Annotated in this window: 16 protein-coding genes; 6 read left to right on the plus strand and 10 right to left on the minus strand. The window is 40.4% G+C overall.

The annotated features are described in order from the left end of the window. Window positions 1-6 precede the first annotated feature (6 nt). A complete protein-coding gene (locus R5H20_RS20680) occupies window positions 7-789 on the minus strand; it encodes a WecB/TagA/CpsF family glycosyltransferase (RefSeq protein WP_006639286.1) in 783 nt (260 codons plus the stop codon). 407 nt (window positions 790-1,196) lie between these two features. On the opposite strand from R5H20_RS20680, the gene tagD reads away from it, so the two are divergent. The 5 genes from tagD (at window position 1,197) to tagH (ending at window position 8,111) form a co-directional block, all read left to right on the plus strand. Next, window positions 1,197-1,586: a glycerol-3-phosphate cytidylyltransferase gene (tagD, locus tag R5H20_RS20685; protein ID WP_006639287.1), complete on the plus strand. Its 390-nt coding sequence runs from the start codon at window positions 1,197-1,199 to the stop codon at window positions 1,584-1,586. A gap of 126 nt (window positions 1,587-1,712) precedes the next feature. Next, window positions 1,713-3,254 carry a glycosyltransferase family 2 protein gene (locus R5H20_RS20690; protein WP_006639288.1) on the plus strand — a complete coding sequence of 514 codons (1,542 nt, stop codon included), beginning with the start codon at window positions 1,713-1,715 and terminating at the stop codon, window positions 3,252-3,254. 56 nt (window positions 3,255-3,310) lie between these two features. Continuing rightward, window positions 3,311-5,467 (plus strand): CDP-glycerol glycerophosphotransferase family protein, encoded by a 2,157-nt coding sequence (locus R5H20_RS20695; RefSeq protein ID WP_006639289.1) that lies wholly within the window; start codon window positions 3,311-3,313, stop codon window positions 5,465-5,467. A 212-nt stretch (window positions 5,468-5,679) separates the two neighbouring features. Then, entirely contained in the window at window positions 5,680-6,495 is an 816-nt protein-coding gene (locus R5H20_RS20700; RefSeq protein ID WP_006639290.1) for an ABC transporter permease, read from the plus strand. Window positions 6,496-6,515: 20 nt separating this feature from the next. Continuing rightward, window positions 6,516-8,111 carry a teichoic acids export ABC transporter ATP-binding subunit TagH gene (tagH, locus tag R5H20_RS20705; RefSeq protein WP_006639291.1) on the plus strand — a complete coding sequence of 532 codons (1,596 nt, stop codon included), beginning with the start codon at window positions 6,516-6,518 and terminating at the stop codon, window positions 8,109-8,111. A 99-nt stretch (window positions 8,112-8,210) separates the two neighbouring features. Here the strand turns inward: tagH and R5H20_RS20710 are convergent, their stop codons facing one another. Continuing rightward, complete coding sequence (locus R5H20_RS20710; RefSeq protein ID WP_006639292.1) at window positions 8,211-10,844, minus strand: glucosaminidase domain-containing protein; 2,634 nt, start codon at window positions 10,842-10,844, stop codon at window positions 8,211-8,213. 262 nt (window positions 10,845-11,106) lie between these two features. Here R5H20_RS20710 and R5H20_RS20715 point away from each other — a divergent pair, with 262 nt between their 5' ends. Beyond that, entirely contained in the window at window positions 11,107-11,925 is an 819-nt protein-coding gene (locus R5H20_RS20715) for a hypothetical protein (protein ID WP_006639293.1), read from the plus strand. Between the two features lie 43 nt (window positions 11,926-11,968). On the opposite strand, the gene R5H20_RS20720 is transcribed toward R5H20_RS20715, so the two are convergent. The 8 genes from R5H20_RS20720 to manA form a co-directional block, all read right to left on the minus strand. After that, the gene (locus R5H20_RS20720; protein ID WP_006639294.1) at window positions 11,969-14,668 is read right to left on the minus strand and encodes a glycosyltransferase; all 2,700 of its coding nucleotides are present in this window, start codon (window positions 14,666-14,668) and stop codon (window positions 11,969-11,971) included. Beyond that, the gene (locus tag R5H20_RS20725) at window positions 14,668-15,489 is read right to left on the minus strand and encodes a hypothetical protein (protein ID WP_141231090.1); all 822 of its coding nucleotides are present in this window, start codon (window positions 15,487-15,489) and stop codon (window positions 14,668-14,670) included. Before R5H20_RS20725 ends, R5H20_RS20720 begins: the two co-directional genes overlap by 1 nt. A 42-nt stretch (window positions 15,490-15,531) precedes the next feature. After that, window positions 15,532-16,641, minus strand: a complete 1,110-nt coding sequence (gene wecB / locus R5H20_RS20730; RefSeq protein ID WP_006639296.1) for a non-hydrolyzing UDP-N-acetylglucosamine 2-epimerase — start codon at window positions 16,639-16,641, stop codon at window positions 15,532-15,534. 86 nt (window positions 16,642-16,727) lie between these two features. Continuing rightward, entirely contained in the window at window positions 16,728-18,005 is a 1,278-nt protein-coding gene (locus R5H20_RS20735; protein ID WP_006639297.1) for a nucleotide sugar dehydrogenase, read from the minus strand. Between the two features lie 51 nt (window positions 18,006-18,056). Next, window positions 18,057-19,364 (minus strand): glycosyltransferase family 4 protein, encoded by a 1,308-nt coding sequence (locus tag R5H20_RS20740; protein WP_029419596.1) that lies wholly within the window; start codon window positions 19,362-19,364, stop codon window positions 18,057-18,059. A gap of 5 nt (window positions 19,365-19,369) precedes the next feature. After that, window positions 19,370-20,581, minus strand: coding sequence for a glycosyltransferase family 4 protein (locus tag R5H20_RS20745; protein ID WP_006639299.1), 1,212 nt, complete (start codon window positions 20,579-20,581; stop codon window positions 19,370-19,372). Window positions 20,582-20,852: 271 nt separating this feature from the next. Then, window positions 20,853-23,489: an N-acetylglucosaminidase gene (locus R5H20_RS20750; protein WP_006639300.1), complete on the minus strand. Its 2,637-nt coding sequence runs from the start codon at window positions 23,487-23,489 to the stop codon at window positions 20,853-20,855. 128 nt (window positions 23,490-23,617) lie between these two features. Next, a complete protein-coding gene (manA, locus tag R5H20_RS20755; RefSeq protein WP_006639301.1) occupies window positions 23,618-24,568 on the minus strand; it encodes a mannose-6-phosphate isomerase, class I in 951 nt (316 codons plus the stop codon). Between the last annotated feature and the right edge of the window lie 115 nt (window positions 24,569-24,683).

Genomic DNA, 24,683 nt, shown 5'->3' on the forward strand with positions numbered 1-24,683 from the left:
TAATGGCTAGCTATGCATCGATTTGTTTTGAGGTTCTTTCACCTGTTCAGGATAGTAGCTCTGTTTTTGAACCCTTTCCTCCTTCAGAACGGTGAATGCGTATTTAGGGATATTTATCATCCGTTTCCATCTTGAAGGATTCGTCACAAGGCGGTACAGCCATTCAAGGTTCAGGCGAATCAGCCAGCCCGGCGCCCGTTTCACGGTTCCGCTGAACACATCAAAGCTTCCGCCGAGGCCGATGGCAATCGCCTGCGGGAATAAATGCTTATATTCATAAATAAATCGTTCCTGATGCGGATAGCCGAGGGCCACGAATACCATGTCCGGTTTTGCTTTTGCAATCCGCTTGGCGACCGCTTCTTTGTCCTTTGCATAACCGTCCGAGTATCCGACTACGCTGATATTCGGATATTCAGATGAAATGCGGTCTACGACAGCTTGATTGACCTCTTTTTTTGCGCCGTATAAAAAGACCCTTTTCTTTTTGTCATTGGCGATCTTTAGCAGATTGATAAAAACATCATACCCTGCGATTCTTGATTTTAACCGGCTATTCGTCAGCTTTGACATCATCACGACGCCGATGCCGTCGGGCAGGATAAAATCAGCGGATGACAAAACATTGCAATAGCTGCTGTCTTTAGCAGCTGCATAGCCGATTTCAGGGTTGACGGTCGCAATGTATGCCCCTACCCGCCGATTAATGTATGAATGTTCAAGATGATGCAAAAAGCCGGGCAAATCGGCATTTACATATGACAGTTTATGAATGCGTTCCGTTTGCACAAACATCTCCTCCTTCCAGCATAAAAGTCCAATTATATGTTTAAACGAAAGTAACATGTCAAAGGAAAGGGGCAAGCCCATAAATTCATTTGGTCTAACGTATATTTTAACATAGATGATTCATAAAAGCTTAACAATATCTTTACATCAGATTAAGATTTTTTACGCCGGATTCAGACAGAGGGGCGAAAAGAGGAGAATTTTAAAACAAAATTTGGAATTTCATTTGCTGTTTACAACACTTAACGTTTACTAGGCAATGTGCTATAATAAATGATCAGTGAAGACATACGGAAAAATTGTCTTTTTTTAGTGAAGAGTATACGTGTTTTTCGGATCCGCAAATTTCGGAAAGTTAATTATAGTTGTTTGTGACGTTATAGTTTAGGAAGGAGCGTACATTTAACATGAAGAAAGTCATCACATACGGAACGTTTGATTTATTGCATTGGGGACATATAAAGCTGTTGGAACGCGCCAAACAGCTTGGCGATTATCTAATCGTAGCGATCTCTACTGACGAGTTCAACCTTCAAAAACAGAAAAAGGCCTACCACAGCTATGAGCACCGTAAGCTCATTCTGGAAACCATCCGCTACGTCGATGAAGTCATTCCGGAAAAAAGCTGGGATCAAAAAGTCCAGGATGTCATCGACCATGATATTGACGTTTTTGTCATGGGGGATGACTGGGAAGGAAAATTTGATTTCTTAAAAGAACATTGCGAAGTCATCTATCTGCCTAGAACAGAAGGAATTTCGACAACTAAAATCAAAGAGGAAATCGCCGGCCTGTAATGGAAAAAGAAATAGAGTTCTTTCTGGAAGTACTTTTCCTGAAAAAGGAAAAGTACTTCTTGTAATTTAGAGCCCGTTTAGCTATATTTGTATTGCACAAATTCCCATGGATAGAGGAGAAAATAAATGAATATCAGTCGTTTATTTAAGATGAAGCGAAATGAAAATGAGGAAAATATCCTTCAAAAACATAGTTTTCGAGTATTAAATGAACATTCTCTTGAAGAGCAAAAAGAAGTAGCCGTAGTCGTCCCTGTCTATAATGCGGAGAAGTACCTGAACATAACGGTAGATTCCGTGATTAAACAAAACTTCGGTTTTCACCGGATATCTTTGATTTTGGTTGATGATTGTTCAACAGACAGCTCAAGGGAAATCCTGAACGAATATGCCAGCCTTTACGAAAATATTACGGTCGTTCTTTTAGATACCAATACCGGAACGCCCGCCCATCCGAGAAACTTGGGAATCGAGCTGGCAAATGCGAAATACATTACGTTCCTTGATGCAGATGACTGGTTTGCGCCGAACGGAATTTTAAGTCTATATAATATTCTCGAAGAGAGTCAAGTCAACTATGCCGTAGGAAAAACGATACAGGTTGAAGCCGGCGGCCAGAAAATTATCGGTAAATATGAATCTGTGAGGAAAAGGCTGAATATATCTCCGCTTTCGATTCCGCATATTTTTTATCATTTGGGGCCGCGTGCGAGAATGATGCGCCTTGATTTTATAAGGGATCACAAGATCAGGTTCCCTGAAATGAAGTTTGCGGAAGACAAGCAGTTTTTCATGGATGTGTTGTTTAAATGCGAAGAAATTTCAACAACAACAGATCCGATCTACTATCTGAACCGGATGGACGATAATAACGAATCATTGACGAAGCAGACAAATATTATCGAAAAAACAGATTCCAACATAGCCGTCATGAAATATGTCCTGCGCAAAAAGCTTGATCAGAATATAGAGAAAATGGCGATCAACCGCCTGATTGAGTTTGATTCGATTACCCGTCTGTTTGACAGGCACCATTTCTTAAAGAGCGAAAACAAAGAAGAGTATTTTGAAAAATTCCGAGAGATTCTAGGAATATTAAAGAAGACGAAATATGATATTTCCGAAACGTTTTTCAAACCGCTGCACAAGATTGCATTTGATTTATTGAAAGAAAAGCGCTATGAAGAAGTTGAGCAGTTATTTCGCTGGTCCAAAAAGCAGGCTGATAAAAAAATCGTCATTAAAGGCGATACAGCTTACTATGAAGGTCCTTTAAAAGACGAAAAATACAAACTGATCGAAATTCCCCTGCATGCAGAGGTGAACAGCCATGAATTTCACGATGATGTTTTTGTCCTGAATTTCGCGGCTTATGGAAAACAGAGGGAACACATAAACGGCATACAGTTTCAGCACAGGGAAACAGCCAAAATCACTCATGACTTTAACGTGACTGCTGAGGCTGACGGTTCCTATCGCTTGAAGCTGACCCTTGATGAGCTGGCGGAACTGCGCTCAGGTGGATATGTCATGTATCTTGTGTATAATGATTATGAAAGAATTAATATCATTAAGCAGTCAGACGTTAAATCTGAAAAGGACATCAACCAAAAATCATACACCTTTTATAAGACTGTAAAAGGCAACATTTCTTTAAAAATAAAATAAAAAATCGTTCTGCTTTTTATGATTTGGATTTGATAAAAGAGGAGTAGACTTATTTTATGGTTAAGGCAGCTGCAATAACTTGCAATTTAATCGATCTAAAAATAAAAGATTGGCATCTTCATCTTGTTTTCTCTTTTGAAAGCTCATTGCCTGCTGAAGAAATCGGTCTGCTGGCAGTCAATCGGAAATCAAAGGAAGAGCTGTCGTTCTCCTGCGAAAAAACAGATGAACCGGAAGCCCGGCTGTACAAGGCAGTGATCCATTTGGATGAGCTTTCAAACCATGTCAGGGATACAGGATGTGTCGACTTCTATGCGACATACCGGACAATGGAAGATATGGATGAAGCTGAGCTTCTGAAGAAAAGAATGAAAACGGAGTTTCAGCCGATTGAACTTTCCTGGCAGAAAGATGAACAAAAGGGCATTTTCTTCCTTCCTTATACAACGAAAAAAGGAAACTTTTCTTTGAAGATTCTTGCAAAAAAAGCCGTTGCGGAAGTTAATCATGTCGAATTAACTCCTGAAGCTCAATTGACGCTTAAAGGATTCGCTTTTTTGCTGCAAGGAGAAGAAAGCTTCCCTGTGAAGCAGAGAAGGCTTGTATTAAATGAAATCACGGATGCCGAGGAAAAAAGGCTGTTTCAATTTCCTCTTGAGAAAAGTTTCAGGGAAGATGCACATGATGAAGCTGTAAGCTTTGAGGTGCAGATTGATCTCAAAAAGCTTTACGAAGAAAACATCATGCCGGCGATGTTCCAATTTCATATCGAATTTTGCGGCGAGGACCCTGAAACAGGCGAAGAAGTCGTCAAGCGCAGCAAGGCGTTAATGCTAAAAAATAAAGCAAATCCGAAAACAAACCAGTTTACGGTTCTTGAAACAGAAAAAGGCCCTGCGCGTTTTCATGTCTATCCGCAAAAGAAAAAAAGAAACATGCGTTTAAGAATGAATGATTATACATTTAAAACAAGAGCTGTTTATTTTGTCGTTGGCAAAAAAAACCGGGCCGTTTCCTTTTTCCGCAGGAGAAAAAATAAACTGAAGAAAAAGATAGACAGAGGTGTGAAAAAAGCATATTATTTCACCTTTGGACTTGCCGCAAAGCTGCCCGTCAAAAAGAAGACCGTCATTTTTGAAAGCTTTGCCGGAAAGCAGTACAGCTGTAATCCGCGGGCGATTTATGAATATATGAAAGAGAACAATCCGGAGTACAGCCTGTACTGGAGCGTAAATCCGGAATATACGGATATCTTTGAGGAAAAAGGCATTCCTTATATTAAAAGGTTTACCCTGAAGTGGCTGTTCGCCATGGCAAGAGCCGAATATTGGGTGGTAAACAGCCGAATGCCGTTATGGATTCCAAAGCCGGAGCACACCACATATCTTCAGACATGGCACGGAACGCCGTTAAAAAGGCTTGCCGTCGATATGGATGAAGTGCACATGCCCGGCACCAACACGGAAAAATACAAAAAGAATTTCACAATGGAAGCATCAAAATGGGATTATCTGATCTCCCCGAACGCATACTCAACCGAGATCTTTGCCCGTGCATTCCAATTTAATAAAACGATGATCGAATCCGGCTATCCGAGAAATGATTTTCTTCATACGGACAACAATCCCGAAACGGTTCGCGCATTAAAAGAAAAAATGCAGCTCCCGGCCGGCAAAAAAGTGATCATTTATGCGCCGACATGGCGGGATGATCAATTCTATAAAAAGGGGAAATACAAATTTGACCTTGATTTGGATTTGGCAAAGATGAGAGAGGAAATCGGCGACGAATACGTGATCATCTTACGAATGCACTATTTGGTGGCGGAAAACTTTGATCTTGGGCCATACCAAGGATTTGCATACGATTTCTCTTCATATGAAGATATCCGCGAGCTGTATATGGTGTCCGACTTGCTGATCACGGACTACTCTTCCGTCTTCTTTGACTTTGCGAATTTGAAACGTCCGATGATTTTCTTTGTTCCCGACATCGAAACGTACCGCGACAAGCTGCGCGGCTTCTACTTTGACTTTGAAAAAGAAGCGCCCGGCCCGCTCGTCAAAACGACCGATGCCGTCATCGGAAAAATCAGGGAAACGGAAGCGCCGGACTACCGCCTGCCGGATATATTCGAGCCATTCTATGAGAAGTTCTGTTATCTGGAGACGGGACATTCGTCTGAAAAAGTTGTGAAAACGGTATTTGAATAATAGTTGTAGCAAAAGCCATTGCATACCTTTGACTGGTTGCATTGGCTTTTGCTATATCGTATGAGAGTAATATAATTCAGCTCCAATATGTAAAAATCATACAGCGGTTTAAAAGTGAAAAAAATAGCGAAATCTGATACAATATAGTGCGGTGCTTTAAATAACGTTCTGAAAATAAAGACCTAAAAACTTTAACTCTAAGGAAGATTCGAATGAATGCTATGGTAAAAGTTCTGAAAGAAGTATTTTCTTCGCTTCCGCTGATTATGCGGCTTGCGGTTTATGAAACAAAGTCAAAGTATCAAATGAATTATTTGGGGATTGTTTGGCAGTTTCTAAACCCGCTCATCCAGATTTTGGCCTATTGGTTTGTGTTTGGAACCGGAATTAAAGGCGCCAAAGGAGATATAGACAACTACCCGTTTATTATTTGGATGCTTGCCGGGATCATCCCTTGGTTCTTTATTAGCCCGACGATTCTTGATGGATCAAATAGTGTGTTTAGAAGAATCAATTTAGTTTCAAAAATGAATTTTCCGGTCAGCTCGCTTCCAGCCGTCGTGATCGTTTCCAATTTATTCAGCTACTTTGTGATGACAATCATCTATGTTTTGGTACTTATGGGAAGCGGACATTTTCCGACGCTGCATTGGCTGCAATACTTTTATTATTTGTTCTGTATGCTTGCGTTCATGTTTTCATTCAGTTTGTTTAATTCGACGATCAGTGTGTTGGTAAGAGATTATCAATTTTTGCTTCAAGCGGGGACAAGGCTGCTGTTTTTCCTGTTGCCGATTTTTTGGAATGTGCATCACAGCCTCGCCAACAGACCGCATCTTTTGACTCTTATTAAACTAAATCCGCTGTTTTATATTATTGACGGCTTTCGGAACAGTTTTTTGAACGGAAATTGGTTTTTTGAAGATATAAAATACACCTTGTATTTCTGGACATTCACATTGCTGTTGTTAACGTTAGGGTCCATCCTGCATATGAAATTCAGGGACAAGTTTGTTGACTTTCTTTAATAAAGTAAGGAGATTATACGATGAAACTAAAAGTTTCGTTTCGAAATGTTTCAAAACAGTATCATCTGTATGAGAAACAGTCTGAAAAGATAAAAGCGCTGTTCTTACCGAACAAAAATGATAAAGGCTTTTTTGCCGTACGCGATGTCTCCTTTGATGTATACGAAGGAGAGACGATCGGGTTTGTCGGAATCAACGGCTCCGGAAAATCGACGATGTCGAATCTGCTGGCAAAGGTCATTCCTCCGACAACCGGTGAAATCGAGATGAATGGACAGCCTTCCCTGATCGCGATTTCGGCCGGGTTGAACAACCAGTTGAGCGGGAAAGACAATATCCGGCTCAAATGCTTGATGATGGGGCTGACCAATAATGAGATTGATGAGCTTTATGATAAGATCGTTGAGTTTGCCGATATAGGAGATTTCATCAATCAGCCTGTCAAAAGCTATTCAAGCGGGATGAAATCCCGTCTTGGCTTCGCCATATCCGCCCACATTGATCCGGATATTTTAATTATTGATGAAGCTTTATCTGTCGGGGATCAAACGTTCTACAAAAAATGTATTGACCGGATTACTGAATTTAAAAAAAGCGGGAAAACCATTTTCTTTGTCAGCCATTCCATCGGTCAAATTGAAAAGCTATGTGACCGCGTTGCCTGGATGCATTATGGCGAAATGCGCATGTTTGACGAAACCCCAAAGGTTGTAAAGGAATATAAAGAGTTTGTTGACTGGTTCAATAAGCTCTCCAAAAAAGAAAAGAAAAAGTATCAACAGGAACACATCGAACAGCGTAAAAAAGAAAAAGAAGATGAACGGACAAGACGTTATTTGAAAAAAAGTAACAAATCACAAACAATTGCTAATGCCGTTCAAATTGCTTTTCTTTCAATGCTGCTAATTGCATTTGCAGCAACTATGTTTATCAGCACTCCTCTGCGGACAATCGCATCCTTTGGAGCAATACCTGGAAATGACAAAAAAGCAGAGGAACGCCATATTGAATCAAAATCCGAAGTCTTGAAAAAGGTGAACCAGCCGGCATATATAAAAGCAAATCGGCTTTCAACTTACAGTGATAAAGAATTAAAACAAAAAATGTCCGTTTCTTTGACTTTTGGAACTGAAGTTACGCTTGTATCCCAAAATTCTAAAGTTGCAAAGATTAAATTTAACGGTAAAAGTTATTTCGTGAAAAAAGGCAGTGTTTCACCGGCTGAAGACCAGGCAAGTGTTTCATTGGCTGCAAATGCCTTTTCGCCTTACTTTTCAGAAAAGGCAAAGACATCTTATCAATACTTCCTTTCATTTTTGGGAGAGGACGAGCAGAATGTACAGCAAAGCCTGCGAGGAACTAAAGAAGTAAAATACGATGACGGAAGATCCGGTATTCACCTCGATTATGAAAAAGTCGATTATGTGATAGAAAACCAAAAAACTTCAGCAATCGTATTTCATGACATTCAAGTTGTTGAACCGGCTTCCATATCTCTATCTGATGATAAAGTCACTTTTGACAAAAGCCGTAAACGATTCTTTTTCAAAACAGATAAACAGCTTTTTGTAGTCGATAATGAAGAACATTCGTTAATGATAAAAGATAAAAAATGACCATGTGAGCCATTGTGATGATAGCAGAATCAATCACAATGGCTTTTACATATACAAAAAAGATCAGACACACATTTTTCTGTGTCTGATCTTTTTGGCTTATTTATATTTAGGAATGTCATAATACAACGTATAATCATCCAGCAGAGTGTACAGGCTGTACATCCGGTTCACTTGTTTATAAGCCCAGCCGATATCTGTTGCATATTGGTGGCTGGCCGTTGGAGCCCATCTCATTTTAAAGAGTGTATCCTGCTGAAAACCGCTTCTGTGGATATAGTTTTTGCCGATCAATTCGGCTCCCCCGATGATCGCCTTTTCAGGAGTATCCCACCCCTGCTCATAGGCTGTTTTCGAGCCGCATTCCAACGGACAAGAATCATATGCACCATATCCGTACATATTGTAAACCGTTTTTCCGTTATATTTGACGCCTTTAGCTAATTGGGAAGTTCCATTTCCGGTTTCCAAAAGGGCATGAGAGATCAAATACAATTCATTAATGCTGTATGTTTTGGATGCCTCAACAAATGCTGCTCCTTTTCCTTCAAGAATTCCCTTGCCTTTTAAAATCTTGCTGTTGATTTCACTGGCTGATAGACCTGCATATTGCGACAGTTTCAAAAACTGGAAGTAATATTTGCTGTCCATTGAAAAGTTGTTCGGATTAATATAATATGCGGTCTCATCTTCACTTGCATTTCTCCAGCCGAGGTTGATTTTTGCCCAATTTCCTTCTGTGCCGAGCACACTGACTTTATCGCCTTTTTCAAGAACCCCTACAATGTTGTTTGCCGACACTTCTGGAGAAGATCGCACATTTAGAAAGTCTGCCGTCACAGTACTGTTTGCAGTATTGATATAAGTAAGTGATACATAACCCGGAGAGTCTGTCTGCGGGTTGACGCTCATTTGCTTTTTCAGCATTTCATTGAGCGTGAGACCGTAATCCGTATACATGATTTGAGGACCTTCTTTTGTTTTGACGATGCTCGCAGACCATCCAAAATCTTTTTTGATTTTATCGGCTGTTGCAGAAGCATTGTTGTACCCCTGGATATCATCAACCACGATTTTATAAAGGTGCTGGCGCTCGCTCGTATAGCTGCTCCACCAGCCTTTTTCCTTAAAGAAAGCCTGAGCTTTAAGCAGGTCGTCATACAGCAAAGTCATTCCGGTTTCAATTCTATAGCTTGAATATCCTGTTTTCCCGGTGTTAACGATTTTAGCCCACCAATCGTTTTTCTGGAAGAATTCCAGACCTTTTTGAGCTTGAGTTTTTCCTAATACCTGATGAGATACTACCCGATATGAAGAATATCCGGTTTCACCGGTTTTTTGATAACTTACATACCAAGAATTCTTTTTGAAGTACTCCAGCCCTTTATTGACTTGATCCATGCCTAGAACCGGATTGGAATAGATTTTAAAGCGGGTGTAGCCTTCTTTTCCTGTATCTTGATAGCCCACATACCAATTATGTGATTTAAAAAATGCTAAACCTTTATCAAGCAGTGCTTTTCCAAGAATCGGATCAGAGTATATTTTAAATTTTTGATATGCCTCTTCTCCATTTTCTTTATATGACACATACCAGGAGTTCTTCTTAAAGAATTCCAGCCCTTTGTTGACGGCATCCATTCCCAGTACTGGCTCGGAAATAATTTTGTAGCGCTCGTATGTCTGTTTATCGCTTTTTTGCGTTGAGAACCACCAGTTTCTTTTTGTCAAATACTGCTCAGCCTTTTCCGCATCTGTAGATTTAAGGTCATTAAATACAATTCTATAGGATGTTGAATTCGGCACTTGTTCGTATTTCGCAGTTAGATTGGTAGCGTCCTTGATTTCTTGAATATATTTTTTCACGACAGACTCGCTGCCAAACCCGCCGGTTCTGATATTGAAGTATTCGACAGGATCGCCGACAGGCTGCACGTTTCCTTTTATACCCGTCTCACTCTCGAATTTTTCAAGATTGGCTTTTGCGGCAGACTCGCTGTTGAAGCCACCGCTTGTCAAAATATAATACTTTTCAGGATCGCCGACAGGCTTATATGTTCCCGCGATTCCAGTTTCTTTTTGGAAATCGCTTAAAATGTTCTTCACTTTTGATTCGCCGTTGAACGCGCCGCTTGTCAAAGTGTAATACTTCTCGGGATCTCCTGTCGGTTTATATGTTCCCGCGATTCCAGTTTCTTTTTGGAAATCACTTAAGATAGACTTTACCTTTGACTTGCCGGCGAATCCGCCGCTGATCAATTGATAATAGTAGTCCTTGGTCGTGTCTACCGGTTCAACCGATGCAGAAATGCCGGTCTCCTTTGTAAAAGACTGAGCGACTGATTCCGTTTTGGATTTGCTTGAAAAACCGCCGCTTGATACGTAGTAATAATAATCTTTCGTTCCGATTGGAACGTAGTCGGCATTTAAGCCTGTTCCCTTTTCAAACTCAGCCAGGCTGTCCTTAACTCGGGATTCAGTCGGAAATCCGCCGGAAAACAAGTTATAAACATTTTTATAATCACTGGTTTTTTGATATGTTGCATCCCAACCGGTATTTGTTTTAAGCTTTTGCAGATTTTTTTGTGCATCTTCCAGTCCAAGAAACGCAGCCGTCGTTTCTACTTTATATGTAGAAGTATCTGTATACCCTGAAGACTTGTTGACAAAAATCGTACTGATCATCCCAATAAAAAGTATAACAACAGCAAATTTCAAAGATACTTTTCTCACTTAACTCCCCCCCCTTTCTTCTTTGATTATTCTAATCTCTCACTTTCTTTTATCGGCAACAAAAAAGTATTTATTTAACCGACATTTACGAGTATATCAAAATTTTAATCACAGACTATTATTTTTTTGAAAAATTAAAAAAACAGGAAGAAAGCCATGACAATCGCCCCAGAAATAAGCATTCTAATGTTCAAAAAAACGATCTTGACAAATATTAAAGAATACGGATATCTTTAATTAAAAGCAATGACAAGGGGACTTTATGAACATAAAAAAGACATTCACTTCATTAGAAAGTTTATCAAAGGAATGTTTTACCTTCAATGAAACATTCATATTAATCGTTGAACATAAACAAGTCAATTTTGAATTTTTTCTAAACCTGAAATCATCTTACAATGCATTGCTGATTCTCGGTTCCGGGGCAATAGATCCCCAAAAGCATTCCCTCCCTGTTTTTCAGCGGCATTCATGGGCAGATGAAATTGCGAGTTCAACTATATTTTATAATGACCCGACTCTTTATTTAGGAAATATCAATATCGGCTGGGGTCAGGGAAATGAGAATCATTTTTATCTGGAGTCGATTTCAGCAATTATTGAAAAAATGACTGAAATATTAAATATAAAACCGGAGAACATCACTTTTTATGGAAGCTCAGCCGGCGGATTCTCCTCTTTGTTCCTCAGCGGACTTATAAAAGGATCTACTGCTTTGGTCAATAATCCGCAAACGGTAGTTTTCAACTACTATCAGACCCATGTTCAGAAAATGCTCGAAGTATCTTATAAAAAAAAGGGAATGGAAGAGTTTCCTCAGCATCTTATGTACAGATTGAGCATTCCAGATTTTTATAAAAAAATAAATTACATTCCCAATATCATTTACTATCAAAATTTAGCCTGTGAGCACGATTATGAGCGGCATTTTCATCCTTTTATCAATGAGTTATTTGAGCTGACCAAACAAGAACCTTTCATAAAAAAAATTGAATGTCACTTTTATTATGACAAGGTACAAGGACATAATCCTCTTGGCAAAGAAGAAACCTTGGCTATTTTAAACGGAAGAATGCACTAGAGCATTTTTTCAAATGAAGGGTAAGGGGGAAATCCCCCTTATCTTAAGCTTCTGACTTCAGAAAATTTAAAATCTCTTCATCTTTCCAATTCATGCCCTCATATAGCTTCAGTATTTGAAGCAAAAGATCTCTTGCTTCGTCTTTTTCCTCTTCACTTACCAGAGATAATTTAGCCATATACCAATTTTTAACGTAGTTTTCCAATCTGATGTCCTGGTAGTCTTCCAATAGACCTTGTTCCTTCAGCCAAGCGATCCGTCCTTTTTCAAGGAGAATATACCGTTCAAAAAATCTCTTATTGATATTGTTGACTGAAGAATTTTCTACCATTGCATAATAAATATGAATAGGCAGATCAATGACTTTAAACGCCTTTGAAGAAAGAACCATTTCATGGAAAACAAGTGTGTCCTCGCCGATTGCTCCTTCTACCATTTTAATTCCGGAGCCTTCCAGCCATTTTCTATTGGCTACAAGCGCCTGAATGCTCATCGCCTTAAAGTAGGTTTTCTTAAGAAAATCGTCATGGGGCGCTTTACGGGATGCCTTGCCATTATTAAAGCCCATCATCGTTTTATAGTAAGAGAACAGCTGCTCTTGATCTGACAACCGCATCATATCGCCGATGACCATGTCATAGGAAAATGTTTCAGCTTCCTTTAGAAGGGCGGCATATCCGTCATTTATGGCTTCATTATCAGGATCAAGATATGTTACCCATTCAGACGTTGACAGTTCGAGCCCTTTATTTCTCGGCCTTGAAGCACTTCCGCTGCCCCCCTGCGGATAAAGATACGTTTTGACATTAGGATATCTTTCTTCCAGCCGTTTTACGACATAAGGGGTATAGTCGTCTGTTGAACCGTCATCAACGATGATAATTTCCATATCCTCAAAAATGCTGCTTCTGGAAAGGCTCTGGAAACATTTATATCTTAGATGCTCACCATTATTATAAGTTGGAACAATAACAGAAAGCTGATATGACTTGCCGCTTTTCTTTTGTCCACGCTCCGGAGCAGTCAAAAGCTCTAAAGGATCGACGCTGTACCCGTTAGAAAGCTCGCCCGGCTGTATATTTTTTAAAACTTGCCAATCAAAAGAATCTCTCCAGAACAATGTGCGGTAACGGTCTTTCATTTCATTTACGTAGTGGTGTTCAACTCCAGATACATACTCCTCAGGAGAACAATAGTAAGCATCTTTTGTAATATAATCCGAAGCCGTGTATTTAAAACCGTTGACCATGTCTTCGAGATAATATTCCCCATAATTATAATCTTCGCTGAAAAATGCAACCATATCATGTTCTGCATAAATCTGTTCAGTCACATCTTTTTCCAATATAAATGTCTTGTATTTATAAGACTGGCGATTAAACTGCTCTCTCATTTCAGGTGTATCTTCTTTTGCTACGACCAGCACCTTTTTCGCGAAGTCATGTTTTTCAAGCCCTGCGATTTCCGCTATTTGATTTACTCTGTCAAATGCCGTTTCGCCATTCAATACCTTTCTGACGCCATGCATCTGCAGTTCATATACTTCCTTCGCAGATAATGAATTCAAGTAATCCGTCAATTCTTCTTTTGAAGGAGCAAGAAAAACGTTTGGATATTTACTGTTTATTCCGATGCTGTAGTTGGACAGCACAACCGTACCCATTGCCTGCAGTTCGTACACCCGGTTGGCAAACATTGTATTGCTGTCTTTTACAGAATTTAAATTTAATGTAAAGTCATACATTTTATGAATTTTTTGCAGTGTTTTATGGTCTGTTGACGGGACTACATAAGGAACATATTCCTTCGGATAAAAATGAGCCGGGAGCTGCAATGAAAAATTGCGGTCAATGATGGTTAATTCACGGCCCGCATTTAATACTCCGTCAAAAAGGATGCGGCTGTCATGCTGTCTGGTCGGATATTTATGGTACCACGACCCTGCAAATAATATATCCTGCCTTCTGAACATTCTTGTTCCGATCGGGTTATGGTAGATTGGATTAACGCCAAACTCCAGTACATCAAATGTTTTTGCAGAAGGACAATCCCTTCGATAATCATCAAGGACTTCTTGGCATGTCGTAAAAATATGATCCGCCTGCTGAGCCAGGTCTATATAAAATTCATAGTTAACAGGGTCTTCTTTTGAATAGAAGACGATAGGAATATGCTTGCTTCTATAAAATTCAATAATACTGCGAATTCGATCGCGTATTTTTTTTATTTTTGGATTCCCCAAACCCTTCCATGTTCCGTCCAGCCCTCTCCAGGCGGTGGCCAGAACAAAAACGTCAATTTTATCGCCGAAATTTTTGTAGTTTTCATAGGTAATATAATGAAAACCGGCAGCGTCTTCCAAGCTTTTAAACAAAAATTCGTCTGCAATAATACCGATTTGAAGATCGAGCTTTTTATAATACCTTGAACCATTGCTGTCAGGCAGCTGTTTGATTTGTTCCTGAATTTCATCATAATATCCTTTTTTATGATTTTTCTTCAAAAACTTCAAATAGGCTTCCTTTTCCGCCGGCGTCATTATGCTGTTTTGAGGAGAAGACGGCGCGCTTTTTGCCGCTTGACTGTTTCTTAAGCTTGATAGCTTATTTTTTCTCGCATTTAATACATCTAAGCTCTTTTTATTGTTAAACTCCTTTAGAGCAGCATTATCAACCGCAATTTCTTTTGTCAATCTATTTATTTTTTGTTTTATGGTCATAAGACGTTGGTCAATATTCGACATCAACGATTACCTCTTCTTTTTCTAAATTTCCAATAAAAAAGGGTTAAGCGTCCTAATTTTGAAGAAGAGAGTGCTTGATAGCGCTTCTCAAGATACTTTGTTTGCTTGTCCATCTTTTTTTGCTGCTGCAGCAATTTTTCTTCTTTTTTATATGAATCAACAAGCTCTTTCTTCAGAGCCATTACTTCGCTTAAAAGCGCAGATATTTGTTTTTCGTATGGCTGAATCTGTTTCTTGTCATGAAGATTAAGAGCATCGATTACATAGCGGATTGCCTCTGATATATCGTTAACGGCCGTATCTTTTGAATGCTCTAATTTCAATCCCAGCCATTTGTTCCCCCTGTGAACTTTAACGCGCAACCCGAGATGGTAGGATTTTATAACTAAGTTAAGGAGATGATCTAGATTTAGATCTTTTATAAAAGTCCATAGCACGAAGCTTCCGTTCGGTGATAAATATGGAGTAAGCCGTTCAATATATCTGTCTGAATCAAATACCATCTTTGGAAGATCTCCCAATAGAATGGTGTCGAATGTTTCAAGACCTGCTTCTTCCTCTTCTTCAAGGTCATTTCTTAAATACATCACTTTTTTTCCAATAGCGGACAAATATTCGTCGCCAAGATTACTTGACCTCACTGCAATTAAAACGCGGTCCCCCACAGCTGATGTATATTCCCATTTTATTGGATTGTTATCGTCCAATTGTAAAAACTCGATCGTTTTTTCGTCTTCTGTCGGAGCTGTTTCTGAGAAAACAGGTTTCAAAACATCTTCCTCCCTTTCTGCATAAGTGAGGGAATATAAAATAAATTCCACACAATTGATGATAGTCTGCCATCCGGCAGACTATCGATTATTTCATGAAAAATATTGGAGAAGAGCTTCGACAATGCGCTTGGATGCATGTCCATCTCCATAAGGATTAGAAGCCTTAGACATTTTTTTATATTCTTCCTCATCTGTTAATAGCTGTTTAGTCAACTTGTAAATGACTTCTTCTTCTATACCTGCAAGCTTTAATGTCCCTGCTTCGATTCCTTCAGGTCTTTCTGTCGTATCCCGCAAAACAAGCACGGGCTTTCCTAATGAAGGAGCTTCTTCCTGCACTCCTCCTGAATCGGTTAAAATCAAATATGATTTTGAAGCGAAGTTGTGGAAATCGATGACTTCCAAAGGTTCAATTAAATGAACGCGATCAAGGCTTCCCAAGATTTGCTCTGCTGTTTCCCTGACAACTGGATTTAAATGGACGGGGTACACAACTTGAACGTCATCATGCTCTTCAACAATTCTTTTGATAGCCCGAAACATATTTTCCATAGGTTTACCTATGTTTTCTCTTCGGTGAGCGGTCAAAAGGATCATCCGGTCATCACCTAGCTGATCAAGTACTTCATGATGATAATCATCCCGGACAGTCGTTTTTAAGGCATCTATCGCAGTGTTTCCCGTCACATAGATTTGTTCAGGATCTTTGTTTTCCTCTAAAAGGTTTTGTTTAGACTTTTCTGTAGGCGCAAAATGCAAATCTGCAATGACGCCCGTAATCTGACGGTTGATTTCTTCAGGAAAAGGAGAGTACTTATTTCTGGTTCTCAGTCCTGCCTCTACATGTCCTACAGAGATTTGATTATAAAACGCAGCAAGGCTGCCGACAAAAGTAGTTGTTGTATCTCCGTGTACAAGAACAATATCAGGTTTTTCCTCAATTAATAATTCATTTAATTTTGACAGTGCCCGCGTGGTGATATCTGCTAATGTCTGCCGGTCCTTCATAATATTCAGATCAAAGTCCGGCTGAATACCAAAAGCATTCAGAACCTGGTCAAGCATCTGCCTATGTTGTGCCGTAACGGTGACCAAAGATTCGATATGATCAGGATATTTTTTAAGTTCAAGGACAAGAGGAGCCATTTTAATCGCCTCCGGACGAGTCCCGAATATGGTCATAACTTTTATTTTTTTCAATGCTTTACCTCCGCTTGTCATTGTATCTTAAAGAGCTATTCAATCTCACAGCAGCTGGCTGAAAAATGAATTAGGAGCATTAACGATTAAGCCAAGACCGTTTCTTTTTGAACGGATTCATGCAGACTTCCAAAATTGATATATTTAAAATCGTTTGAACGGTTTTTCACGATGTTCTTTGTATCAAATATTTGCTTAGTCGACATGTTTGATAGCTGAGCCCAGTTTAATTCTTTAAATTCATTATGATCGGCTAAAATTAAAATTAAATCAGACTCTTCCACGGCTTCTTCAATATCGTTTATTACAAAGTCTTTTTTTACATGTGGATCATATGCCCTTACTTCATATCTTCCCTGTTCTTTTAATATTTCATAGATTTCCATCGCAGGGCTTTCTCTTATATCATCCACATTCCCTTTATATGTAAGGCCAAATACAGTGATCGTTTTTCCATTTGTTTTCTCTAATAACGCATTTACGTTGTCCGCCACATAATACGGCATTGATGTATTAATGGAACGGGAAAGGTCGATCAGCTTAGCAGTTTCAGGCGCTTTGGCCACGATAAAGTACGGATCGACTGCTAAACAATGTCCGCCTACACCCGGTCCAGGCTGATGTAAATTGACTCTGGGGTGTTTATTGGCCATTTCAATGACATCAAGGGCATCGATTTCAAGTTCATTGCACACTTTTGCAAGTTCATTTGCCAAAGCGATATTTACATCTCTAAACGTATTTTCCATCAACTTTGACATTTCCGCCGTTTTAGCATTTGTTTTAATCATTTCACCTTTGACAAATGCGCTGTAAACTCTTGCTCCCGCTTCCGTGCAGGCCGGAGTAATTCCACCCACAATACGATTATTATATACCAATTCGTGAAGAATCTGACCAGGAAGTACCCTTTCAGGACAGTGAACTAAGTACACATCTTCGCCGATGACGAAGCCTGCTTCCTCCACAAGAGGTTTTACATAGTCATCCATGCTTCTCGGTCCGATCGTTGATTCAACAATAATGACATTTCCTTTTTTAATAAAAGGAAGAATCGTCTTAACCGCGTCAAGCACATATGTTAAATCACAGGATTTATGTTCATCATTTCGATTGGGGGTCGGCACAGAGATAATAAACGCGTTGGCTTCTTCCGGCTCTAAAGAGGCCCTAAAATTGCCTGCTTGAACCACTTCATTCAAGGCTTCCTGAAGCCCCGGCTCTTCAATATGGATGATGCCAGCATTCAAAGAATCGATTACTTCCTGCTTCACATCAACACCTACGACTTCAACATTGTGCTTTGCGAACATAATAGATGTGGGCAGTCCGATATAACCAAGACCTATGGTGCAGATTTTCATATTTTATACGCTCCTTTTCGCAAATAATTCATTGGCTCTAGTGAATAATACCTATTCGCACATCAAATGATCCGTATTAAATTTACTATAAACTGTTAAAAAAGCGGTTTTCTCTTGCTCCCAGTTATATAAATCTCTTGCTCTTAGACTGTTTTTACTTAACTCTTCTCTTAAACCAGGGTCGCTCAACAGCTTGTTAACCCCTTCAGCAATAGAATCCGAGTCATGGGAATCTACTATTACACCGGTTCCCTCCCCCTCTACCACCCTCTTGATTTCAGGAAAGTTACAAGCGACAACCGGAACTCCGGCCATCATATACTCGAATAGCTTGTTAGAAGATGCAGAATAGTGATTAAAACAAACATTATTTAAAACTTGAAAGCCTAAATATGCATTTCGTGTATATTTAGGAAGGTCAGCCAATGGAACTTTGGGCAGAAATTTCACTCTGTCTCCGATACCCAATTCCCCAACCATTTTTTCTAAATCAGGCTTTATTCGGCCGTCTCCAATGAACACAAGGGTTCCTTCATTAAACTTCGGGGCCGCTTTAACAAGGTTTTCAAGCCCTCTCCCCGTTTGTATGCCTCCCTGATACAACAGTATTTTTTCATTTTCGGAGAGGTTCAATAATTTGCGGAGGTCCACTTTTTCAATAGACTCTGTTTGCTTAAATGGATAGTTATGAACGACATACGGATAAAAACCGTAAAGCTCCTCATTATACTTCGCTCTTGTATGGTTTTCGACAATCATGGCATCTATTTTTTTAATCAAAAAAGCTTCCATTTTTCCGTAAAAGCTGCTGTCATATCCTGTTCTGCTTGTCTGAACTTCATGAGAATCATAAATCAGCTTTTTTTTCTTTAGGCGGAACTTTGAACAAATGTAGCCTTGCGGAAGCGTATTTAAATCATTTGAATGATATATATCATATTTTTTATTTACACCTTTTAAAATCATTCTTAAGATGATACTTCCTCTAACAATAGCTGTGTTAAGTTTCGTTTTGAGAACAACAAAAGCAAAAAAAGTACAAAGGATGACAGGAATCGGCAGAAAATAAATCCCTAACAACCATAAAAGACAAGCCAAGAGCAGCAGAGGTTTGGATTGCCTTAAGCTTTTGTAGACTTTTTGTAGAAACATCATGCTATCAGGGTATCTTTTTACACGGTGAACCCGAAAATGTTGATTGTATTCTTCAAAGGTTTTAAGATCAGGGTTTTTCGGATCGTCTATACAAATCAAGTCTACATCGTAGATATCTTCAGACAAAGCCGTACATTCTCTCATCACCCTAGCGTCATTTGTGAAATGATTCCAGACAAACATACAAACTTTCGTTCTCATCATCATAATCAACCTTTGGCAAGTTTATCTATCAAATTTGTTAACTTGTTAATATTATTTTCCCACAAGAAATTTTTTTCGATAAATTTCCCGCAATTCGACTTCATCACCCGCAACAGTTCAGGGTTATGATGAAGCTTTAAAATATAATCTACCATTTCATCTACTGATTGACTGTTTGTTACAAAACCGATTTTTTCATTCTCAATCATGTTTTTAGGATAACCTGATAATGAAGCCACAACAGGAAGTCTGCATGTTAAATAGTCAATAATTTTTCCAGGCAAAACGGTTTCAAACACATTGGAATTATTTAATGTGGCTATTCCGACATCACAGAGAGCCATCCGATTTAAACAGTCTTGCCTCCCCATCGGTTTTAAAAGATTTACATTTTTAAGATCATGGCGATGAACAAAGTCCGCAAAGTTCTGCTTGTGAACCCCATAGCTGATAACGGTTAAAGAAATATTATGAAGATCAAGTTTTTCAGCAAGCTGCTTCAAGATTGTGACATCTTGAGCTAGACCGATATTGCCTGCATACACCACGTGAAATTTAAGAGTGTCTTGACGCCCCTCCCTTAACACCATCTCATTTTTTCTAGCCGCATTCGGAAGAAACATCAATTTTTTCATTAAATCCTCTGATTTTTTTTTAAAATGATTTCTAAATCCTTCACTGTTGATGATGATATGATCTGCCTTCCTATATAAAGCAGACTCCATTTTTTCAAAAAGCCAAATGACCCAAGAATGATGAAATACACCCACACCTTTTAAGGATTCTGGCCATAAATCCCTAATATCCAGCAGCAGTTTCGCCTTATAACGGTATTTCGCCACTAGTCCGACAAAAGCTACAAAAATAGGCGGAGAAGTAACAAACACAATGTCATATTTATTTTTATCCTTTGTGACATAAAAAAACATCTTCAACATAATCTCCAGATAATAGAAAAGACGGCTGAAAAGGCTGGAAGAATATCGTTTGTTTTGTACCGACAATCGAGTAATGTTTTGATCCGAATCGATCTCTTGTTCATTCCAAAAACAGTCTTGAGAATAAATTTCTCTGGAAGGATAGGTCGGCTCAGTAGTTAAAACTTCTACATGATATCCTTTTTGTTTAAGCATGAGGAACATGTTCTTCATACGGTTACCCGCACTGCCGATTTCAGGATAAAAATTCTGTGTAATCATTAAAATTTTAACTTTCAAATAAAACTCCCCGCACTTCCACAAAAAATTAAATATAAATTTTTATTTTTAAATCGATTATCAACCACCTAAAAAATAACAAATGTATGGTAGACATACCAAATGAAGCAGATTCATATAATTTTGTAAGTCTATCTAGATTATAATATTTACAAAACGACAATTGCAACGGGGTTTTACGAATTTCGACATAATTCTCATTTGCTTTTTTAGGAAAATGGATGTACAAAACCGAAAAATAAATAGGAAGCAAGTCCCTTCTTCCTATAGGTCACCGATACACCGGCACATCATAATACAGCGTATATTGATCAAGCAATGTATACAGACTGTACATTCTTCCGACTTGCTTGGCGGCCCAGCCGACATCAGTCGCATACTGATGGAGGGCGTTTGGCGACCATCTCATTTTATAGAGCGTGTCTTGGTTGTAGGTCTGGTTGTGAATGTATTTTTCGCCGATAAATTTGGCTCCGCCCACAATGGCGGCTTCTGGTGTGAACCAGCCTTGTTCATAGGCGTATTTTGCACCGTAGTAGAGCGGGTTGCTGTCATATGCTCCGACTCCGTACATATTGTAAACCGTTTTGCCGTTGAAGCTCGTTCCTCTTGCCAATGCCGAGGTGCCGTTCCCTGTTTCGAGAAGGGAGTGGGATATGAGATAGAGTTCGTTGATGCTGTATTTTCTCGCGGCATCTATAAATGCCTGGCCCTTTCCGGTCAAAATCCCTTTGTTATAAAGGATTTTCGCATTGACTTCCGCGGCATTCAAACCGGCCGTTTTTGATAGCTTTAAAAATTGAAAATATGATGAACTGTCTTGTGTGAACTTTTCAGGGTTGACATATTTCTCGACTTCTTCTCTGCTGGCATTTCTCCAGTTCATTCTGATCTTCGCCCAGCCCGACTCATGGGAGATGATGTTGACCTTATCGCCCTTTTTCAGCTGGCCGATGATATTTCCGCCCGCCGCACGGGGGCTTGATCTGACGTTCAGGACATCCGCTGTTACGGTTTGATTTGCCGTATTGATATAGGTTAAAGAAACATATGCCGCAGCATCGGTTTGCGGGCTGGCCTTCATCTGTTTGTCAATCATCTGGTTCAGCGTGATCCCGTAGTCGGTCGTCATGATTTGCGGGCCGTCTTTGATTTTCATGATATTGACCGGCCATCCGTAGTTCTTTTTGATCACATTGGCAGCCGCTTCGGCGCGGTCTTTTCCTGTGAATTGTTCGTTTATCACCACTGTGTACAGGCTGGTCGTTTTTGTGCGATAAGAAACACTGATATGGTGTTTCCCGAAAAACGCCACGCCCTTATCAAGACTTGATTTGCTTGAAACTGGGGCTGATGTGATCTTGTATTGCCTGTAGCCGTATTTCCCGGTCGGCTGAACTGTACCCGCGATCTTCTGTTTGCTGTAGAACTTGAGGGCTTTGGCCAGCTTTTCCTGGCCGATCACCGCTTCAGACGTCAGTTTGTATTGGCTGTGTAATTGTCCTGTTTTTTGTGCGGCCGCTTTGATGCCGTTTGTTTGGAAGAAGCGGAGCGCTTTTGTGATGTTTCCCTGGTTGAAAACAGCTTCAGATGCCAGTCTGTATTGGCTGTATATTTTCTTTCCCGTTTGGGCCGCTGTTCCCGGGGCCCCATTTTTGCTGTAGAACTGAAGCGCCTTTGTGATCTGGCTTTGCGCTGCTGTTTCAGCGGAGACAATCCGGTAGCGGCTGCTTGTTGTGCTTCCTTTCTTTTGCACAGACGACGCCTTCACCTTTTTGCTTTTAAAAAAATTGACTCCTACGGCCGCTTTATTTTGATTTGCAGTCTGGGAAGAGACAATCCGGAAGGCCGTTTGCTTTTTCCCCGCCTTTGAGGACGTATAGCGCCATGTTTTCTTTTTGAAAAAAGCGCTGACTTTGCTCAATTTTTGACTGTCAAGATTCTTCATGTTGACGACCCAGTACCGCGTTTTTTTCACTCTTTCAACGCTTGAGGAAACACCCGCAGCTTTTTTAATCTGAGCGGCGGCGTTTTGAGCGGTTTTTTCATCGCTGAAGTATCCTGATACTGCATTGTACAGCTGTTCAGGGCGACCTGCCGCTTCATAGGCGCCTTTGATCTTCACCTGATTTTCAAACTGTTTCAGCAGGTTTTTGGCGTTTGTCTCCCCCTGTATGGCGCCTGTTATGACTTGATATTGCGCTTCCTGTTTTTTGACAAGCTCAAGCGATCCTTTCAAACCGGTTTCTTTTTTGAATTGCGGGAGCAGGCGTTTCGCTTTGCTTTCTCCCTCTATTTCCCCGGAGATCAGCTTTACCGTGCCCTGTCCCGCTCCGTATGGGCCGTAGGTTCCTTGTAGGCCCGTCTCTTTTTCAAAGCGCGCCAGCAGGGCTTTTGCTTGTTGTTCTCCTTTTACTGGATCAGAGATGACCTTAACATAAGATTCCTGTTTCCCCGTTTTCACGTAGGACGCTTGCAAACCGGTTTCTTTTTTGAATTGGAGAGCGAGTTCTTTCGCTTTCGCTTCTCCCGGAAATTCTTTTGAGACGGCTTTTGCTAAAGGCTCCCGCTTGCCAATGGGGGCGTATGTTCCTTTCAGGCCGGTTTCTTTTCCGAATTGAAGAAGCAGGCTTTTGGTTTTGTTTTCCCCATCAATGCCGCCCGTTGCCAGTTCATATGTCGTGCCGTTTCTTCCCGATGTTTGAACATCAGCTTTCCACCCCGTATCTTTTTTTAGGCGTTCGGCTGCTTTTTCAGCTTCGGTTTGGCTGCTGAACTCTTTCGTCGTTTCAATCTTGTATACGGACGTATCCGTATATGCTGCAAATGCAGGGCTCGCTGTAAAAGCCGCCTGGATGAAAAGCAGGCCCGCAGCGAAAAAAGTGGCTTTCCTGATGTACTTGTTCACGTTTTTGTTTCCCCCCACCCGAGTCTCTTTTCTTATGAAACTCGCTTTCTCTTTTTATCGTCACCTTGCATATAATGTTTCATAATAAAAAAAGCCTAACGGCCCCTTTTTAGGTCGTCAGGCTTTTTTTATATATGTGAAACGATCAGCTCGCATGTCCCGTCAATGGTAAAATCGCCGGTTTCCGCCGGCAGGATCAAATTCGTCCCTGTTTGGATATGGTATACATCGCCTCCCTGCATCAGTTCCGCTTCACCTTTAATGACGCTGCAGAGCAGGAAAGGCTGGTCCTGGGTCATTTCGGCGCGGCCGTCGACATCCCACTTGTATACTGAAAAATACTCTGCTTCCACAAATGTTTTAATCGTGATCCCTTTATTCGTTTCCGTTGATTCATCAGTATATCCGTCAACATGCGGGACGGTGGTGACATGGATGGCCTGTTCGAGATGAAGCTCGCGCTTTTCGCCATTTTGATCTGTCCGGTCATAGTCATATACACGGTATGTCGTATCAGAGCTTTGTTGGGTTTCAAGCACAAGTGTGCCTTCGCAAAGAGCGTGGATTGTACCGCTTGGCACATAATAAAAGTCGCCCGGTTTGATCTTGATCCGCCTCAACAGGTTTTCCCAATCCCCGCTGTTGATCATCGTGACAAGCTCCGTCCGCGTCCTTGCCATGTGTCCGTATACAATTTCGGCATCCTCTTTGCAATCGATGATATACCAGCATTCCGTCTTGCCAAGTTCACCGTTTTCATGTTCACCGGCATAATAGTCGTCCGGATGAACCTGGACAGATAAATCTTTGTTGGCATCAAGAATTTTCGTCAGCAGCGGAAAACGGTCCCCTTCCGTCCCGCCGAACAGTTCGCGATGCTCGTCCCAAAGCTGGGCAAGCGTTTTTCCTCGATAAGGCCCTCCGGCCACTACATTCGGTCCGTTCGGGTGGGCGGATATGGCCCAGCACTCACCTGTCAGGTCAGAGGGGATATCATAGCCGAATCGATCTCTTAAAGCGGTCCCTCCCCATATTCTTTCTTTGAATTGAGGCTGTAGAAATATCGGTGATTGCGTCATGCAGCCATCTCCTCCCTTTGTCGTCTCTTATACAACCAGGCAAAACACAGAAATAAAACGCTTTCTTTTTCATTTTACTTCTATACCTTTTCATATTTATTATGACGCTATATGG

This window comes from Bacillus sp. KICET-3 (assembly GCF_033261025.1).
Lineage (GTDB): Bacteria > Bacillota > Bacilli > Bacillales > Bacillaceae > Bacillus > Bacillus sonorensis.

Coding starts and splice junctions, on each gene's coding strand:
- R5H20_RS20715 (WP_006639293.1), top strand. CDS start 11,107: ATGAACATAAAAAAGACATTCACTTCATTAGAAAGTTTATCAAAGGAA.
- R5H20_RS20735 (WP_006639297.1), bottom strand. CDS start 18,005: ATGAAAATCTGCACCATAGGTCTTGGTTATATCGGACTGCCCACATCT.
- R5H20_RS20740 (WP_029419596.1), bottom strand. CDS start 19,364: ATGATGAGAACGAAAGTTTGTATGTTTGTCTGGAATCATTTCACAAAT.
- R5H20_RS20690 (WP_006639288.1), top strand. CDS start 1,713: ATGAATATCAGTCGTTTATTTAAGATGAAGCGAAATGAAAATGAGGAA.
- tagD (WP_006639287.1), top strand. CDS start 1,197: ATGAAGAAAGTCATCACATACGGAACGTTTGATTTATTGCATTGGGGA.
- R5H20_RS20720 (WP_006639294.1), bottom strand. CDS start 14,668: ATGTCGAATATTGACCAACGTCTTATGACCATAAAACAAAAAATAAAT.
- manA (WP_006639301.1), bottom strand. CDS start 24,568: ATGACGCAATCACCGATATTTCTACAGCCTCAATTCAAAGAAAGAATA.
- tagH (WP_006639291.1), top strand. CDS start 6,516: ATGAAACTAAAAGTTTCGTTTCGAAATGTTTCAAAACAGTATCATCTG.
- R5H20_RS20700 (WP_006639290.1), top strand. CDS start 5,680: ATGAATGCTATGGTAAAAGTTCTGAAAGAAGTATTTTCTTCGCTTCCG.
- R5H20_RS20695 (WP_006639289.1), top strand. CDS start 3,311: ATGGTTAAGGCAGCTGCAATAACTTGCAATTTAATCGATCTAAAAATA.